This is a genomic window from Metabacillus sp. RB-C-LZQ-3-1 (assembly GCF_058315175.1).
The window spans coordinates 45,956-63,608 of the sequence record NZ_JBZFLI010000015.1 but is presented as its reverse complement, the minus strand read 5'-3'; the positions used below and the strand labels follow the sequence as shown (position 1 = coordinate 63,608).

Genomic DNA, 17,653 nt, shown 5'->3' with positions numbered 1-17,653 from the left:
TTTCTCCGTCAGAGAAAATTCCTTACTATATATATAAGGTGAACAACGGGATTTTTTGTCCTTCAAAAGATGATAGATTAAATGAAGAAACAGGCCATTTGTCATACAAAAAACGGACGCACTTCAAAAAATGAGGTGCGCCATCATATTAATAGGGGATTACTTTTCTTGAAAGATAGTCTTTTCTTATTTTTTTAGTAAATACAATGCTGTAATCCATGAGGTGATCGGAATGACCATTGTTACCCCAATTCCGGCACAAAGTAAAGTGATCATCTCAGCACTAAATATTTTTGAATTCACAATTTCCCCCGCTGAATAGGATAAATCTTTGAACCAGATAAGTAAGGCTAAATACCCGCCAAAGAAGGCAAAAAATAATGTATTCGTACTTGTTCCTAAAATATCTTTTCCGATACTTAATCCTGATGTGAATAAATCTTTTCGACTAATGGCAGGATGATGAAAATGTATTTCTCTCATTGGAGATGAAACAGCGATTGCAGTATCCGTAATGGCCCCGATCGTACTCATGATAATGACAGAGGCAGCGATTTTTGTAAAATCGATTCCGATATAAAGAGAAAAAATACTAAGTTCCTCAATTTCTTCTTCACCAAACCCTTGAATCATCGCTTTCTCAGTCAAGATGATAATCAATAAGAGTAAGATGACGATAGAAATAATACTCGAAATAAACGCAGGTATTGTTGTATTGTTCACTTTATTGATATAAAAAAGATTAATACAGCTAATAACAGTACTTGCAATGATTGTTAGAATAACTGGATTGATGTTTGGATCATTCATAAAGAAAATGATCATAAAAATGACAGCAAAATTGAAGAACAATGCTAAAAAAGATCGTATTCCCTTTTTTCCTCCGACAAGCGTCATTAATAGAAATAAAATGGCTGCAAGTATTACTAATGCATTCATATTCTACCCCTCTTTCTATTAACGAAAAATATCGCTGTATATAGACCGATTGGAATGGTTATCACAATTCCAATCCCGCCTGCAAGTGCCCTGGCTAATTCTAAGGAAAGATTCATTGAAAGAGTGTACCCTAATGGTGAATGATTCTTTAAATATAGGATCAGCATTGGAATCGAGCCGCTTATATATGCAAAAAACAAAATATTTGTCATCGTCCCCATAATATCTTTACCTATTTCCATTCCTGACTTTTTTAGTGCTTTTAGGGGAATGTTGTTATTTTTCTCATACAATTCAAAAATAGAAGAAGACATGGTAATAGCCACATCCATGATTGCTCCTAAGGAACCTATGAATAAACCTGCCATAAACACCATCTGGTAAGGACGGGTTATGAATTGAAGCTCTTCATAGCGGAGTCCTTCTTCTGAGGTTAGCCAAATAACAAGATAGGAAATTAACAATGATAGAAAAGTTCCAAGTATCGTCGCGATGATGGCTGCATAGGTCTTTTCATTTAAACCATTTACGAGTAACAAAGAGATAACGGTAAATAATAGGACGGCTATACTACATATGATGATAAGGTTCCATTCTGGATTATTGAGATAAATATCTAATGCATAAGATAACAGTACAGCATTTATTATTAGACTGATCATTGAAAAGAAACCTTGTTTTCGCCCTACAATTAAAAGAATAAAAGCAAAAATCCATGCGACTAAAACAACATAAGTATCACGTTTGACATCTTTAATTGTGCCGGTTAAATATGTATGTTCATTGCTCTGATCTATAGAAACAAATACGTTCTGTCCCACTTGAAATTCCTGATCATAAGCTTTGGAAGTTGAATATTCGTTTGTTAAATGGACAAGCTGTCCTTTGTTATCACCGTTTTTTATTTTAGCGATAATATGCTGGGTGAAAAGCTGATCTTTATTATCATAAATGTCCATAACGTCAGTTGTATTTTTTAGTTCAGTTTTTATTACTTCAGCAATTGGACGATCGTAAAATGAATAATTGTGATGAACAAAGATAACCGATACGATAAAAGAAATGACTAGTATTAGGGATAAAAAGAATTGTTTACGAGTGATTGTTTTATATTTTTCTATAATAAAATTCAAACGAAATCCTCCAACTATGATAAAAATTGCGTTGTGAATAGTACATTCTATATTATTATACATCTTTTATTGAAGCAATTTTCCGTTCTATTATGAGTCATGGTCATCCTTACTGTTTTCATAAAAACACAGTGTTACACAGATGAAACAAGTATCTTTTGGCGTGACAAAAACCTATCAACCCTTCAACCGTTTACTATCTTTCTAAATGTAAGTATGCTTTTTGTATTGCAATAAGTCTTTACTAATAAATTGACTAATAAAGTCAATATTAAAATGGAATAGAATCTGGAGGTAAACAAAATGACACGTTATCCTTTTCCTGAAGGTTTTTTATGGGGAGGAGCTACAGCAGCTAACCAAATTGAAGGCGGATATAATGAAGGAAATAAAGGGTTAAATATCGCTGATGTTCTTCCGGGAGGTAAAGCTCGATATGAATTCTTAGTAAAACCTGGTTTTGATTTTGAAATCCATCCTGATCAATATTATTATCCAAATCATGAAGCAATTGACTTTTATCATCGATATAAAGAGGATATTGCTTTGTTTGCAGAAATGGGATTCAAAGCATTCCGCATGTCGATTGCCTGGACGCGAATTTTTCCAAATGGTGATGAGACAGAGCCAAATCAAGAAGGACTGGACTTCTACGACCGTGTTTTTGATGAATTGCATAAGTATGGAATTGAACCAGTTGTCACAATTTCTCATTATGAAATGCCTCTGCATTTAGTTAAAGAATACGGCGGTTGGAGAAATCGTCAGGTAGTTACCTTCTTTGAACGATATGTGAAAACAATTTTTAATCATTATAAAAACAAGGTCAAGATTTGGATGACATTTAATGAAATCAATAGTGGTTTGGTCATGCCAATTAATGGTCTTGGATTTTCCATTCAAAAGGAAGAGGACAAATACCAGCCTACTTTCCAAGCATATCATCATCAATTCCTTGCAAGTGCAATCGCGGTTAAAGCATGCCATGAGATCATCCCTGATTCTCAAATTGGCTGTATGATCCTTTTTGCACCAGTCTATGCTTTTGACAGCAATCCGCAAAATGTTATGTATTCTCTCCAAGAGGAACAGCTTTTTAATTATTTCTGTGGAGATGTTCAAGTCCGTGGAGAGTACCCTGCTTTTATTAAGAGGTATTTTAAAGAGCATAATATCGAATTGGATATTCAAGATGGTGACTTAGAACTATTAAAAGAAGGCATAGTTGATTATATTGGATTTAGTTATTATATGTCCCGTACGGAGAAGAAAGTGAAAACTGATGAAGAATCATCCGAAGGGAATATTATCGGAGGAATCAGAAATCCATTTTTAGAAGCAAGTGACTGGGGATGGGAAATTGACCCAGAAGGATTGCGTATCAGTTTAAACAAATTATATGATCGCTATCAGAAACCGCTATTTGTCGTAGAAAATGGATTAGGAGCTTATGATAAAGTCGACGAGGACGGCTCTATCAATGATGACTATCGAATTGATTATCTTCGTGAGCACATCAAAGCAATGGGTGAAGCAATCGAAGACGGTGTGGATTTAATGGGCTATACAAGCTGGGGCTGTATTGATATGGTCAGCATGTCAACAGGCGAATTCTCCAAACGCTATGGATATATTTATGTGGACAAACATGATGATGGCAGCGGCACATTAGAGCGGAAAAAGAAGAAGTCTTTCTACTGGTATAAAGACGTGATAGAAAGTAATGGGGAAAAGTTATAAAATAAGCCTCTCACAAACTAAAGTGAGAGGCTCTTTTTTAAGGCTGTTTTCCAAAACTTTGTTGCTTTGTAATAAATAATAAGGTGGTTGATTTGAGCTTCAGGATGCTTTCGCTTTCCATGGGGGGCTTTTGAGCCTCCTCAGCGCAAAGCGCCTGCGGGGTCTCACCTGTCCCACAGCTCCTACAGGAGTCTCGCACCTTCCGCTCCAATCAACCTACTAAGTTTTTTTTCAAAGAACAGATTTAAAAACAACAATCATTTAGAATAGAGCCTCTTTTAATAATACGGCAAGCAACCTAATCACTAATTTTTATTTGTCTTTTAGGAATGGTGAGAGTTACTGTTGTTCCTACATTTATTTTGCTTTGATAAGCTAACCCAAACTCCTGCCCGTAAGAAAGTTGTACGCGGTGGTGGACATTCCGTACCCCGTATCCCTTTGTCTTGTTGGTTAACATTGTTTCTAGCTTTTCTGGGTCTATCCCACAACCATTATCAGATACTGTGAAAATTAAGTTATCCTTATTTTGTTTGCCTGATATTGTTAAAACCCCTTTACCAGGTGTTTCTTTGTGGTCAATTCCATGATTGATGGCATTTTCTACTAATGGCTGTAAAAGAAGATTAATCATTTTGTAATCAAGGATGTCCTTCTCTACTTCACAATGAACCTCAAATGAATCGGAATGCATCATTCGTTGAATTTGAATGTAGGAAGTCGTATTTTCAAGTTCATCTTTGACAGAGATGGTACTTCTTCCTTGATTCAATGTTGTTCGGTAAAATGTTGAAAGATATTGAGCCATTTGACTAATATCCTCTTGATCGGCCATAATTGCCTTGCTGTTTATTAGAGAAAGGCTATTATAGAAAAAGTGAGGATTAATTTGGGCTTGTAATGCTTTCATCTCATATTCTTGTCGAGCGATTTTACTCTTGTAAACTTCATTAATCATTGATTGTAGTTTATGAACCATATTTCCAAATTTTTGAATTAGGTGACCGATTTCGTCAGAGGCTGTATTGGTTACAGTTACGACTAATTCCCCTTTTTCAATCTGTTCCATATTTTTTGATAGCATGATTAACGGCCTGACCACCACTTTTGAAAGAAAATAGATTGATAAAAACAAGATTAGGATAGAAGAAAGAACGACGATAAAAAATGTGAGTTCAAGTTCATAAGAAGAGGCAGAGACTGTACCTATCGGACGATATAGATATGCTGTCCAGTTATAGGGTGAAAGTTCAGCTTTCTTATATATGTACTGTTCTTTTAATGAATTTTCGCTTAATCGTTTTAGCAATTCGTTTTCTGTTAGCGCAAAGGACATATTATCTTCTGAAAATTTGTTCATTTGAAACACAGGGGTACCATTTTCATCAAGAATGATGAGTCCATAGTTGTTTTCATATAAGGTGGACATTGATTCAAACACATTTTCATAATCGATATCCATGTAAACAATATTAGTCGTATTATGATGACGATCAAATAATTGACTCGCAACCTCGAATGTCTCATCTTTAGCCGATACAATTAATTTTGGTGTGGTCGCTTTCGAAATGCTTTCAAACCAACTGTATTGTTCAATATCTGATAAAGGACGAAGGCTCTCACCATGTGAATGCATTTTATTATTACTATATATCGTAATTCTATTGATGTCTGTTTGTAAAAATTTCGAAGTGTTTAATAGTGGATCTAGTGTATAGTGATAAAATAAAAACATTTCATAGTTATTGTCATAATGAGAGGTAACCCCTCTTTTTACATCTTCATTCCAAACAATATGATTCATTGCATCGAAATAAGTGTTTACTTTATAATCAAGACTTGAGATTGCCTGATTAAGAGATTCATCTAACACTTCATTTTCGCGTGTTATGAATAGATGTTGTATCTGATTATACCAAAAACTCCCTAAAGTAATGACTGGAAGTAGACTCGATAGTAAACAGATAAATAAAATTTTATTTCTGAATTTTAAGTTCTTAAACCAAACATTTAAATTTAGCATATCTAAGAGTTCTCTTTCATATTTCTATCCATTTGACGGTATTTTTCCGGACTTGCCCCGAAATGTTCACGAAAACTACGAACGAAGTATGAAAGATTTTGATAGCCTACATTATGACATATATCATTCACTTTCATATTTGTACTATGGAGGAGATCTTTTGCTATTTCCATCCTTAGATTTTTAATATATTTATTGATTCCGCAACCCGTTTCTTGGATGAATATTTCACTTAAATATCCGGGTGATAAGTACACTTGTTCAGATAATAACTTCAAGCATAAGTCTTCTTGATAATGTTCGTGTATATATTGTTTTACTATTTGGATAACATGTTTTGAGGATTTTCTTTCTTCCTCTAATCTTTTTATGATTTCATTTTGAACTGAAATCAATATTTCTTCTATATCAAAAAAATGCTGACAGGAATATATAGCCTCCATTGTTTTATTAATTGTTCTTTTATCATATAAGGGTAGATCATAACAAAGCATTTGTAATAGTTTTGAAAATAAAAACCGCACATATATATGAGATATTTCTAGATTTGAACGGTACTTTTCGAACAATAGATTCATATTTTCACTAAAACTAACGATATCTGCAAATTTAATGGCATTTTGTATGGCCTGTAGGAGGTCATCATCTGTTTCAGGATATTCCATGCTTTCTGATGATGTTTTATCTTTTGGATAAACATATGTTTTAGAGTAAAAAAAACGGTCCTCAATATCCTTTTCCATCTGCTCAAATAATCTAGGCATGTCATTAGGTGATGAGAGTTCAGTACTGATTGAGATAAAACAGTTTATACCATACCCTCCGTGAATTTGTTTTTGAATTCTTGTTGGGAGCTGCTTTGTGTTTAGTGAGTTCTCCCTATTTTTCTTTACTAATAATAGAATTTGAAAGGGATTAAGATCAATAAAGTCGCAAGAGAAGTTTAGAATGGCTTTCTCGATTTGTTGATAAAAGAAAAGAGTGTCTTTATTGTTAGGAAGACGATCGAAAAATGGCTCATCAAATTGCATTAAAATCATGTGAGAATATTCATTTAAATAGGCGAAATTTATGGAAGGGTATTCATTTTTAAGCTTTTCCAAAGGAGTCTTATTTATAAGACGATTGAGAACATGGGTTTTAAGAAGCTCAGTATTTGCTTCAATTTGTGCTAGTTCTTTCTCTTGAATCTTGATATTTTGTATGACTGAACAAAGTGTTTGTTGAAATTCATCAGGTTTTATTGGTTTCAAAATATAGTCAACAGCTCGTAATGAAAGAGCCTTTTTTATAAAGTCAAAATCATCATGTCCACTAAAAAAGATTGTTTGAATAGCAGGATAAAGTTCTCTAGCTTTTGTGGCTAACTCAATCCCATCTATAAAGGGCATTTTAATATCTGTGAATAAAATATTTATAGGCTGTTTTTCTAACTGAATAAGAGCCTCTTTTCCATTACTTGCTTCAATTATATCAAGTTGAAAACGGTATTTATTTAGTAGAAAACGAATGACGTTTCGTTCGTCTTTTTCGTCATCTGCAATTAAGATTCGATACATATTTTTACCTCCAAGATATAATCTTTGTTCATTATATCATTGAGGTTTTTTTAAAAACAATTAGAGATAAATTTTCCGGAAAAATGTACATGAAAACGGTTTATTTAATATTTTTGAAGAAAGCTAAAACAATTACACTAAAAGTATGCCAATGACATGGCATAAACAAAAAGGGATATACGAGGGGGAGAAGAATGAAGCGCAACTCATTATTTAAGCGGATTACCATGCTATCTATGGCATCTATTATGACATTTTCTTTAGTGGCATGTGTAGAAAAAGAGCCGTCAAATGCTGCGGATTCTGTATCGGAGAATGGAGAAAAAGTCATTAAAATGGGACGTGTAACGTCAGCAAATCCAAAATTACCTGAAGGTGATACTTATGAAGATAATGCCTATACCCGTCTTGTAGAAGAGAAATTAGGGGCGAAAATAGAAAATGCTTTTGAAGGTGAAGGAGAAGATTATACTAGACAGGTTGCACTTGCTATTTCTTCTGGAGAACTACCGGATATGATGCGAGTTGATTCAAGAGAAGAATTAAAAGAGTTAGTTGAGAATGATTTAATAGCAGATTTGACAGATGTTTATGATAAAAATGCAAGCGATTACATTAAGGGAATATATGATTCTTATGATGGACGAAGCTTGGAAGATGCATCATTTGACGGGCGACTAATGGCGATTCCAGCGACAATTGGGGATGAAGCTCCTAATATGATTTGGATAAGAAAAGACTGGACGGAAAAGTTAGGACTAGAAATTGATCGTGATGGCGACCGTCTCATTACCTTAGATGAACTAGAAAAAACGGCGAAGGCTTTCATTGAAAATGATCCTGGAGAAACAGGCAATCCTATCGGAATCCCTTTGGCTTACTGGTTAAATTCCGGAAGCTATGGAGGCTCTGCCCTTAATATGACATCAATTGCTGGAATTTTTAATGCTTATCCTCGATTTTGGCTGGAAGATGAAAACGGAAATATCACAAATGGCTCCATAACAGAGGGAACAAAGCAAGCACTAGGTGTTTTGTCTGATTGGTATAAGGAAGGGATCCTTGATCCGCAGTTTGGAACTAGAACATGGGATGACATCATGGCTCTTGTAACAAACGGACAAACAGGTATTGTTACTGGTCCATGGCATATTCCGGATTGGGGATTATCAACAGTAAGAGAAATGGATAAGAATGCAGTTTTCGAAGCTTATGCATTAGAGGATCCAAATGGAAAAGTAAACGTCGCTCATACGAACCCAACTGGTGCATTTATTGTTGTCAGAAAAGACTATGAACATCCGGAATTGGCCATTGAGATTTTGAATCTCTTCTATGACGAGCTGGCAAATTCGAAAGACTTAGCAACTGATTATCCAGAGGTTGCAGAATACAAAGAGCTTGGTGTTGATGGTTCAACGAGACCATTTAATATCGAAGTGTTAAAATCTGATAATTTATTATTTGACTATTCAAATATAATGGGTGCAGTAAACGGTGAAATTGAGATGGAAGAAATCGCTTCATCTGAAGCAAGAGATGCAGCAACCAGTATTATGAAATATAACGAAAATCCTGCTGGTGCTGATACGGCAGATTGGTCAAAATATCACTCTAGAGTAAAAGGTATGGGATTGATCGATAAACTGACGAAAGAGGATAAATTCAATTGGGTAACGCCAGTGTACTTCGGAAATACGGAGACATTAGAGAAAAAAGGAGCGAACCTTCTTAAATTAGAAGAAGAAGACTTCATTAAAATTGTAACAGGTGCTAAGCCACTTGATTATTTTGATACATTTGTATCAAATTGGAAAAGTCAAGGAGGAGATGAAATCATCGCTGAAATTGAAGCAATACTTGCTGAAGAGGAGTAATGAATACTAAATAAGGGCTGCCTCCGCAGTCCTTATTCTATAAGGAGGGAAAAATCATTATGAAACCGATAGAGCATGCAAATACAAGTGTAGAACTCATCAAGCAAAAGAAAAAAGGAAGAAAGTTGACTAAAATTGAAGCTTCGTATCACCTTATGCTGCTGCCTGGGATGATCTTTCTATTCATTTTCTGCTATATCCCAATGTTTGGGATTATCATGGCTTTTCAAGATTATATTCCAGCAAAAGGAATGTTAGGTTCTGAATTTGTTGGATTTGAGCATTTTGTTTATATGTTCTCATTACCTGATATCGGTCAAATATTTTCAAATACCATTGTTATTGCACTTGGAAAAATAGTGTTAGGAACTTTAATGGCGATTATATTCTCTATTTTATTAAACGAAGTTAGGCTTAAACTGTTAAAAAAATCAATTCAAACCGTTGTCTATTTACCCCATTTTTTATCATGGGTTGTATTGGCATCTGTTGTGGTGAATATGTTTAATCTCGATGGAACTGTGAATCAAATTTTAACTTATTTGGGATTTGAAAAGCTCAACTTTCTTGGAAGTAATAAGCTATTTCAACCATTAATCATTGGGACAGATGTTTGGAAGGAATTTGGATTTAATTCCATTGTCTACTTAGCTGCAATAACAGCTATAGACCCTGGGCTTCATGAAGCTGCAAGTATTGATGGAGCCAGTTGGTGGAAAAGGGTTTGGCACATAACACTTCCTGGTATGTTGCCTATAATTCTACTATTAGCTATTCTAAGTCTCCCTAATATTTTGAATGCTGGTTTTGATCAAATATACAACCTGTATTCACCAATGGTTTATGAGACAGGAGACATTCTAGACACCTATGTATACCGAATTGGGTTACTTGGCCGTGAATATAGCTTTGGTACAGCTGTAGGCTTATTTAAATCATTAATAGGATTAATTTTAATATTATCAGCAAACAATGCTGCTAAAAAATACACGGATCGAAAGTTATTCTAAGGAGGTAGAGGACTTTGGTACAGAATAAAACCTTTTCTGGGCGGTTAGGAAAAGTAATCATCTATACAATCGTCATATTATTAGGACTAATCTGTCTCCTGCCATTATGGAATATTGTGGCTATTTCTTTTAGTAGTAGTGAGGCGGTTGCAGCAAATGCTGTAGGTTTAACACCTGTCAATTTTACAACAAAGGCCTATATGATGATCATGGAGGATGGCCAATTTTGGCGCTCATTTTCTATATCGATTCAACGAGTGGTTCTCTCACTTATTATTAATATGATATTAATTGTCTTAATGGCATACCCGCTTTCTAAGTCTAAAAGGAATTTTAGAGGTAGAAATATATATATGAATCTTATTATTTTTGCAATGTTGTTTAATGGAGGGATGATTCCTACTTATTTAGTCGTGAAAAACTTAGATCTCCTAAATACAATATGGTCCTTGGTATTACCTGGTGCAGTTCAGATTTTCAGCATTATTTTGGTCATGAACTTTTTCATAGGTGTACCAAAATCGTTAGAAGAAGCAGCTATAATGGATGGTGCTAACCCATGGCAAATATTAGTGAAAGTTTATATCCCTGTCTCCTTGCCAGCACTAGCTACAGTTGCATTATTTAGTATTGTTGGAAACTGGAATGACTTTTTTTCAGGTTTGATTTATATGACAAAGGTTAGCAATTACCCTTTAATGACATATATTCAGTCATTATCAATTGATATACAAGATATGTTAAAAGCAGGTGCGAACTCTAATCAATTGGAAAATATAATGGAAGTTTCAAATAGAAATTTAAATGCTGCAAAAATCGTCATTTCCACTATTCCATTATTACTCATTTATCCAATATTACAGAAGTATTTTATTACAGGTATTGTGGTTGGTTCCGTAAAGGAATAGTGATTTGTAGTTAGACATTGGGTTAAATGGTACCTACTATGTTTAATTTTTGAGAGATAATAAAGAGGGTGTGATTTCATCTAATGGTGAAAATCTATAGTAAATAAGTATAAAGAAAAGCATCTACACTATTTGTAGGTGCTTTTTCCTATCAAATTTAAAATATAGTAAAAATGATAAAGAGTAAGTGTTATTTTGCAAATTACTCTTCATGAGCAATAAACTTTACAAGGGTAATAGCTTATCATATAGTTAGTTAGGGATACTAACTAACTAGGAGGATCTTATGAATCTATTTTCAACTATCTATCGCTTTAATAAATTATATGTTATTCGTCTTCAAGAGATTTGTTCAGCTAAAGGAATTACGGCTGTCCAATGGCTTGTTTTGCAGCATGTTTATAAAAATGAGGGCTGCACAAGTATGGATATTGTCAAAGAATGGTCAGTTGAAAAACCAACTGTTTCTTCATTGGTACGGAAATTAAATGAGCAAGGTTTACTGGAATTCACAAGTGGTGAGGATAAAAGACAAAAATATTTATCCTTAACATCAGAAGGAAATAATCTTTGCCAAAACATAACAGACAAAGTTATGAAGCTTCAATCTTTCGTAAAAGAGCCATTACCAGAAGAAACGGTGAAAGAATGGACGGAACAGCTAATGTTGTTGGAGGAGAGATTAAAGCAGTATGAAGGATAAGATATGGTCAAGAAATTTTATTGTTATATCACTAATTAATTTTTTATCTATTTTAATGTTTTACTTATTAATTGTCACAATTGCAAGCTATGCAATCGAAACCTATCATGTATCAACAAGTATAGCAGGCTTAGTTTCAAGTATTTATGTAATCGGTGCGTTAGTGGGAAGGTTGTTTACAGGGAGGTTCATTGGTAAATTGGGTCCCTCGAAAACACTAACGCTTGGTGTTGTATTATTTTTTGTTAGTGCATGTTTTTATTTTATTGACATTCACATTGGATTTTTATTATTTAATCGTTTTATCCAAGGGGTTTTCGTAGGGATTATTGGAACTGCAGCAGGAACCATTATTGCTTCCATTCTCCCAGCCTCTAGAAAAGGCGAGGGAATTGGGTATTACAGTTTGAGTGTGATCCTTGCAACAGCAATTGGTCCGTTTATTGGCATATTTTTAATGAAATTCCAGAATGGAAATACGTATATTTTTGGATTAAATGTTGGATTATCACTCATTATGATCCTCGCTTTAGCATTTATGAATTTAGATGCAAAGATGTTCCATGCTAATCAGCAGGAAACAAAGGAAGAGTCGTTGATAGCGAAATTCATGGAACCCAAGTCAATACCCATTTCATTTATTGCCTTATTAATGGGTTTTGCTTATTCAGGGGTTATGTCCTTTTTGTCTTTCTTTGCAGAAGAAGTTCGTTTAGTTGATGCGGCAAGCTTTTTCTTTATCGTCTATGCTGCTGCAACCATTTTGACACGTCCATATACAGGAAGATTAATGGATCGAAAGGGTCCTAATGTGATTGTATATCCTTGTATTGTGTTATTTGCCATAGGGATGTATATGTTTAGCCAGGCAAGTAACAGCTGGATGTTATTAGTTGCTGCTGCATTCATCGGTCTTGGCTTCGGTAATTTCAATTCGATTGCTCAAACGATTGCGGTAAAAGTAACAGAGCCGCATCGTTTTGGGTTTGCGACATCAACATATTTTATTTTTTATGATATTGGATTAGGGTTTGGTCCATATTTGTTAGGGCTATTCGTTCCTTTTATCGGATATCGGGCTATTTTTCTTTGGATGCTTCCAGTTATTTTAGTTGGTATTCCACTTTACTTTTTATTACACGGTAGAAAAGCGAAGTTGTATATTTAATAGAATAGTAGATTATATAAAAAGCAGGGGCAACAAGTGTTCAAAATGAGCATTCGCCCCTGCTTTTAAACTTTTAAGAGAAGGGAGCGTAGTATAGATACTAAGCCCTTTTTTGCCAATAGTGAATGAAAACAATAAGCAGATTCGGGAGGTAGAGAAAAGTCCGTCATAAGGTGAATGAGGACCAAGAGCGGTCTCGAGAGCCGGAGAAAATGTCGTCATAAGGTGGATGAGGACCAAAAAAGGTCTCGAGTGAGGGAGAAAATGTCGTCATAAGGTGAATGAAGACCAAAAAAGGTCCCGAGAGCCGGAGAAAATGTCGTCATAAGGTGAATGAGGACCAAAAGAGGTCTCGAGAACCGGAGGAAATGTCGTCATAAGGTGAATGAAGACCAAAAGCGGTCTCAAGAGCCGGAGAAAATGTCGTCATAAGGTGAATGAAGACCAAAAGAGATTTCGAGAGCCGGAGAAAATGTCGTCATAAGGTGAATGAAGACCAAAAGTGGTCTCGAAAACCATAGAAAATGCCATCATAAGCCGAATGGAAACCAAAAGCAAGAAAAGTCCTTCAAACTGACGAATGAAGGACCCAAGCCTAGCTGATTCACTCATAGTATGTCCATTGACGAACACCTTTTTTATGAAAATTCTTTTCAAGAACCCTTCTTATTGTCCTTTTTGATTCAACGACTTTACACCACTCATGAATGGTATTTGTCGTGATCCTTTGTTCAGGAAAAAGTAGCTGAAACTCTTTAACATTTCGCATTACGGCAGAAGCAATAAATTCTTCGTATCCGCATTCTTTGCAAATACATCTTTTTCCCTCAACAGAAATGAAGAATGAGTAGCATTTCTTACACGTTATTCCTTTTTGCAGCTGGTTATAGTTATAGGCAGGCAGTTGTTTGTAAGGTGAGTCTTTAATGTGAAGCATTTCTAACTTTTCAGCTAGCCTCTTATGTTTATTATTTATTGCTGACGGTATTGTATTAAGTTTTTTGAATAAGTTATGTAACTGGGTTGGAAATATAAATGGTTTGTTTAATGGTGCTTGGTATAATGTGAATTCGGGGTTAATAAAAACAATAAAGGGATTTATTTTGAAGTGAAATCCAAAACTTTGGAGTAGTTGGCGGAACAAAGAATCGGTTCTGTTTAATTGGACCAGTGGATCATTTATTTCTGTTTGAGGTTTCTTGTAAAGCCGTTCTGAATCGTAGTAATAATCTCCATCAAAATTTTTGATTTCAAAAAGATAGATTGTATCTGAAATGATAATGAGAGAGTCAATTTGGAATAGATTATTGTTTTGCTTTAACAATAAGTCATTCAAAATGATACACTCACATGAAATGTTATCTATTAAAGCATCAAATGCCATCTCACCTTCTAATCCTTTTTTTAGATTTAGAGAGTATTGTAGATCTTTGTCAGATATATCCATTCTTAGCTGTAAGTATTCTAGAACTTGTAATTCAATAGACTCCGTTCGAGGTTTGTAAATCATCTTCCACATCCTTCCTATTTAATCAGTTAAATTATAATAAAATTCAAGCTTGGAATCTATCAAATAATCAATAATTATTCATTATGAATAGGACATAGATCTTAAAACATACGCTTAGGTAAAACGTTAAAGGTGTGAAGAGTATGGATAAAGGTATGCCCAATGATTTTATTTTTCTTACGATTCATGGTTCTGCCATTAAATCCTTTGTCATGACAGACCTTTTAGTCGGCACAATTCTTTATTACGTAGTGAGGTTCATGTCTCATAATGAATGGATTTCAATTATGAGCTGTTTTGCAGGGACGGAGGTGTATAAGAGAGTAATGATTGCTGGTAAAAAGAAATTCAATTCACGTTCATGAGATAGAGTACTTGTAAGTAAAGAGTGAAAAATTAGGAATATATTTTTGGTGAAATCGTTTAAAAAAATGTTGAAAAGGTTTTCTGAAGGTAGTAGAATGATTACGTAAACGTTTTCTCTAATTTGAAAGTAGGTGGGTTATGTCTTATACCATCAAAGATGTTGCAAGGCATGCTAATGTGTCCATTGCAACTGTATCAAGGATCATTAATAATCAGACAGGCTATTCGGAAAAAACAAAGCAAAAAGTCCTTAATGCAATTAAAGAGCTGGGTTATCAGCCAAATGCAGTTGCAAGAGGTTTGATTAATAAACGTACACATACGATCGGCGTACTGTTCCCTAAGCTATCAAGTACATTAGTAACAGACCTTTTAAGCGGAATTGAAAAAGCGACACATGAGGCTGGTTCAAGTGTCATTGTTTGTCACACTGAGTCAAATGGTGAGAAGACAATGAAATATTTGCAGTTATTAAATGAAAAGCGAATTGATGGGATTATTTTTACTAGTGCTCCATTATTAGAGGAATACTATGAATACATGAAGAAAATGGATGTTCCTATCGTATTGTTATCGACTGAATCATATGCATTTCCTGTTCCATATGTAAAAGTAAATGATCGTCATGCTGCATATACTGCTACACAATTTTTAATTCAAAAGGGTCATAAAAATATTGGAATGCTTTGCGGAAATATTGATGATGCCATTTCGGGCAAGCCTAGATTCGATGGCTTTAAAAGTGCATTAGAGGATCATAACCTGCCATTTGATAACAAAAATATCATCTTTAATAGGGGATTTACCTTTTATGACGGGGCAGAAAGCTTAAAAACTCTAGTAAAACAAGCTCCAGATCTTACAGCAGTGTTCGCAGCGAGTGATGAAATGGCCATTGGAGCTATGTCAGCTGCTTATGAGCTTGGAATAAAAGTTCCTGATGATCTATCAATTATTGGCTATGATAATTTGAGTATTGCAGACATGTCTATTCCTCCATTGACAACGGTTGCACAACCTTTAACTGATATGGGAGAAATGGCCGCGAAGATGCTATTTGAACTATTAGATTCTGATAAAACAGTGGAGAGCAGAATCATGTCACATAAAATTATTGAAAGAAAAAGTGTAATAGAAAGGGAGTGAGTATTTTTTTGGTATTTTACGTAAACGTTTACTCTAATATTAAAAAAGATTGAAAAGTGAAATGATTAGATTTTTTTTAATAGAATGAGTAAACGTTTACTCTAAACATTTTTCTTTGATTAAAATGTAAATGTTTACACATCATATAACTATACGAATTTTAGGGGGAATCAACCATGATGAAAAAAGTTACAGCAAGTATTCTTACTCTTGCGTTCGGAGCGTCCATTCTAGCAGGATGTGGCGGGAATGGCGATGGGGGATCAGGTGATGGAAAAGTAACATTAGAGCTATTCTCAAACAAGGCTGAAAGTATCGATACGTATAAAGGTATTATTGCCGAATTTGAAAAGCAAAATCCTGATATCAAAATTAAACTTGATGCACCTCCAGAGGCAGAAACAGTATTAAAAACAAGATTAACGAAAAATGATTTACCTGACATCATGTCGATTGGCGGAAATGCAACTTATGGAGAATTAGGACGAGCTGGAGTGTTACATGATTTTTCTGATTCTGAATTAGTGAATACAGTCCAATCATCTTATATTGATATGATTGGTCGTTTAGTTGGAGCTGAACAAGAAGGAGTATTCGGCCTTCCATATGCAACAAATGCTAATACAGTTATTTACAACAAGCAAAAGTTTGAGGAGTTAGGTTTAGAAGTTCCAAAGACTTGGGATGAGTTTATGGCAATTTTGGAAAAAGCTAAAGCTGCTGGTGAAATTCCAATTTACTTTACGTTGAAAGATGCATGGACAGGCATGATTTCTTGGAACTCACTTGCTGCAAACATTGCTGGTGAAGAATTTGCCGAAAAGAAAAGTGCTGGTGAGGCAACATTTGTAAAGAATTATGATGAAGTAGCAGATAAAATGCAAACACTTACTGAATACGGTCATAAAGACAATTTAGGTGTTGCATATGGTGATGGAAACAATGCGTTTGCAAGCGGAAAAGGTGTGATGTATATCCAAGGAAACTGGGCTATTCCAGAAATCCTGAAAGCTAATCCAGATATTGAATTAGGTACATTTGCAATGCCAGTTACGAATGATCCTGCACAAAATAAGCTTGTTTCAGGTGTAGATGTGTTGCTAACGATGAGTGAAGACACAGAGCATAAGGAAGAAGCGATGAAATTCATTGAATTTATGATGAATAAGGATACTTCAAAACGTTATATCGATGAGCAAAAAGCTTTTTCAGCCATTGAAGGTGTATTCCAAGAGGATCCTGTTTTTGAAGGAATAAAATCTAATTTTGAAACAGGTGCAATTACGAGCTTCCCTGACCACTATTATCCATCAGGAATGGGTGCAGAAAACCTTGTTCAGGAGTTCTTAATTAAAAAAGATAAAGAAGCGTTCTTAAAGAAATTAGATAATGAATGGGAAAAGGTTCAAAATCGTTAAGTTAATAATGGGCATCATCTTTTTGATGCCCTATTCACTTCATCTTTTTGGCTTAAATATGTATAAGCCACTCCTTAAGAATGGGTGTTAAGTTAACCAACGAAACGTATGGACTGGCCCATCACACTGCTTGCTAATACGAGAATTGTTGTT

Annotated in this window: 14 protein-coding genes; 9 read left to right on the top strand and 5 right to left on the bottom strand. The window is 34.7% G+C overall.

Annotated elements, in window-relative coordinates; all coding sequences use genetic code 11:
- Window positions 1-186: 186 nt before the first annotated feature.
- Both AC4GZ8_RS19930 and AC4GZ8_RS19925 read right to left on the bottom strand, forming a co-directional pair.
- Entirely contained in the window at window positions 187-939 is a 753-nt protein-coding gene (locus tag AC4GZ8_RS19930) for a YibE/F family protein (protein WP_491083653.1), read from the bottom strand.
- On the bottom strand, window positions 936-2,072 hold the full coding sequence (locus tag AC4GZ8_RS19925; RefSeq protein WP_491083652.1) for a YibE/F family protein: 1,137 nt from the start codon (window positions 2,070-2,072) through the stop codon (window positions 936-938). Before AC4GZ8_RS19925 ends, AC4GZ8_RS19930 begins: the two co-directional genes overlap by 4 nt.
- A 303-nt stretch (window positions 2,073-2,375) precedes the next feature.
- On the opposite strand from AC4GZ8_RS19925, the gene AC4GZ8_RS19920 reads away from it, so the two are divergent.
- Window positions 2,376-3,812, top strand: a complete 1,437-nt coding sequence (locus AC4GZ8_RS19920) for a glycoside hydrolase family 1 protein (RefSeq protein WP_491083651.1) — start codon at window positions 2,376-2,378, stop codon at window positions 3,810-3,812.
- A gap of 298 nt (window positions 3,813-4,110) precedes the next feature.
- Here AC4GZ8_RS19920 and AC4GZ8_RS19915 read toward each other — a convergent pair whose 3' ends face one another.
- Entirely contained in the window at window positions 4,111-5,835 is a 1,725-nt protein-coding gene (locus AC4GZ8_RS19915) for a sensor histidine kinase (RefSeq protein WP_491083650.1), read from the bottom strand.
- Window positions 5,836-5,837: 2 nt separating this feature from the next.
- Window positions 5,838-7,394, bottom strand: coding sequence for a response regulator transcription factor (locus AC4GZ8_RS19910; protein WP_491083649.1), 1,557 nt, complete (start codon window positions 7,392-7,394; stop codon window positions 5,838-5,840).
- Window positions 7,395-7,588: 194 nt separating this feature from the next.
- On the opposite strand from AC4GZ8_RS19910, the gene AC4GZ8_RS19905 reads away from it, so the two are divergent.
- The 5 genes from AC4GZ8_RS19905 to AC4GZ8_RS19885 all read left to right on the top strand — a co-directional run bounded on the left by AC4GZ8_RS19905 (window position 7,589) and on the right by AC4GZ8_RS19885 (window position 13,060).
- Window positions 7,589-9,271 (top strand): type 2 periplasmic-binding domain-containing protein, encoded by a 1,683-nt coding sequence (locus AC4GZ8_RS19905; protein WP_491083648.1) that lies wholly within the window; start codon window positions 7,589-7,591, stop codon window positions 9,269-9,271.
- Between the two features lie 155 nt (window positions 9,272-9,426).
- Window positions 9,427-10,281 carry an ABC transporter permease gene (locus tag AC4GZ8_RS19900; RefSeq protein ID WP_491083707.1) on the top strand — a complete coding sequence of 285 codons (855 nt, stop codon included), beginning with the start codon at window positions 9,427-9,429 and terminating at the stop codon, window positions 10,279-10,281.
- Between the two features lie 14 nt (window positions 10,282-10,295).
- Complete coding sequence (locus tag AC4GZ8_RS19895) at window positions 10,296-11,189, top strand: carbohydrate ABC transporter permease (RefSeq protein WP_491083647.1); 894 nt, start codon at window positions 10,296-10,298, stop codon at window positions 11,187-11,189.
- 286 nt (window positions 11,190-11,475) lie between these two features.
- Window positions 11,476-11,892 carry a MarR family winged helix-turn-helix transcriptional regulator gene (locus tag AC4GZ8_RS19890; RefSeq protein ID WP_491083646.1) on the top strand — a complete coding sequence of 139 codons (417 nt, stop codon included), beginning with the start codon at window positions 11,476-11,478 and terminating at the stop codon, window positions 11,890-11,892.
- Window positions 11,882-13,060, top strand: a complete 1,179-nt coding sequence (locus tag AC4GZ8_RS19885) for an MFS transporter (RefSeq protein WP_491083645.1) — start codon at window positions 11,882-11,884, stop codon at window positions 13,058-13,060. Before AC4GZ8_RS19890 ends, AC4GZ8_RS19885 begins: the two co-directional genes overlap by 11 nt.
- Window positions 13,061-13,664: 604 nt before the next feature.
- Here AC4GZ8_RS19885 and AC4GZ8_RS19880 read toward each other — a convergent pair.
- Window positions 13,665-14,570 carry a nuclease-related domain-containing protein gene (locus tag AC4GZ8_RS19880; protein ID WP_491083644.1) on the bottom strand — a complete coding sequence of 302 codons (906 nt, stop codon included), beginning with the start codon at window positions 14,568-14,570 and terminating at the stop codon, window positions 13,665-13,667.
- Between the two features lie 143 nt (window positions 14,571-14,713).
- On the opposite strand from AC4GZ8_RS19880, the gene AC4GZ8_RS19875 reads away from it, so the two are divergent.
- The 3 genes from AC4GZ8_RS19875 (at window position 14,714) to AC4GZ8_RS19865 (ending at window position 17,500) form a co-directional block, all read left to right on the top strand.
- Window positions 14,714-14,935, top strand: a complete 222-nt coding sequence (locus AC4GZ8_RS19875; protein WP_491083643.1) for a hypothetical protein — start codon at window positions 14,714-14,716, stop codon at window positions 14,933-14,935.
- A 139-nt stretch (window positions 14,936-15,074) separates the two neighbouring features.
- Window positions 15,075-16,082 (top strand): LacI family DNA-binding transcriptional regulator, encoded by a 1,008-nt coding sequence (locus AC4GZ8_RS19870; protein WP_491083642.1) that lies wholly within the window; start codon window positions 15,075-15,077, stop codon window positions 16,080-16,082.
- A gap of 176 nt (window positions 16,083-16,258) precedes the next feature.
- A complete protein-coding gene (locus tag AC4GZ8_RS19865) occupies window positions 16,259-17,500 on the top strand; it encodes an ABC transporter substrate-binding protein (protein WP_491083641.1) in 1,242 nt (413 codons plus the stop codon).
- Window positions 17,501-17,653: the final 153 nt, after the last annotated feature.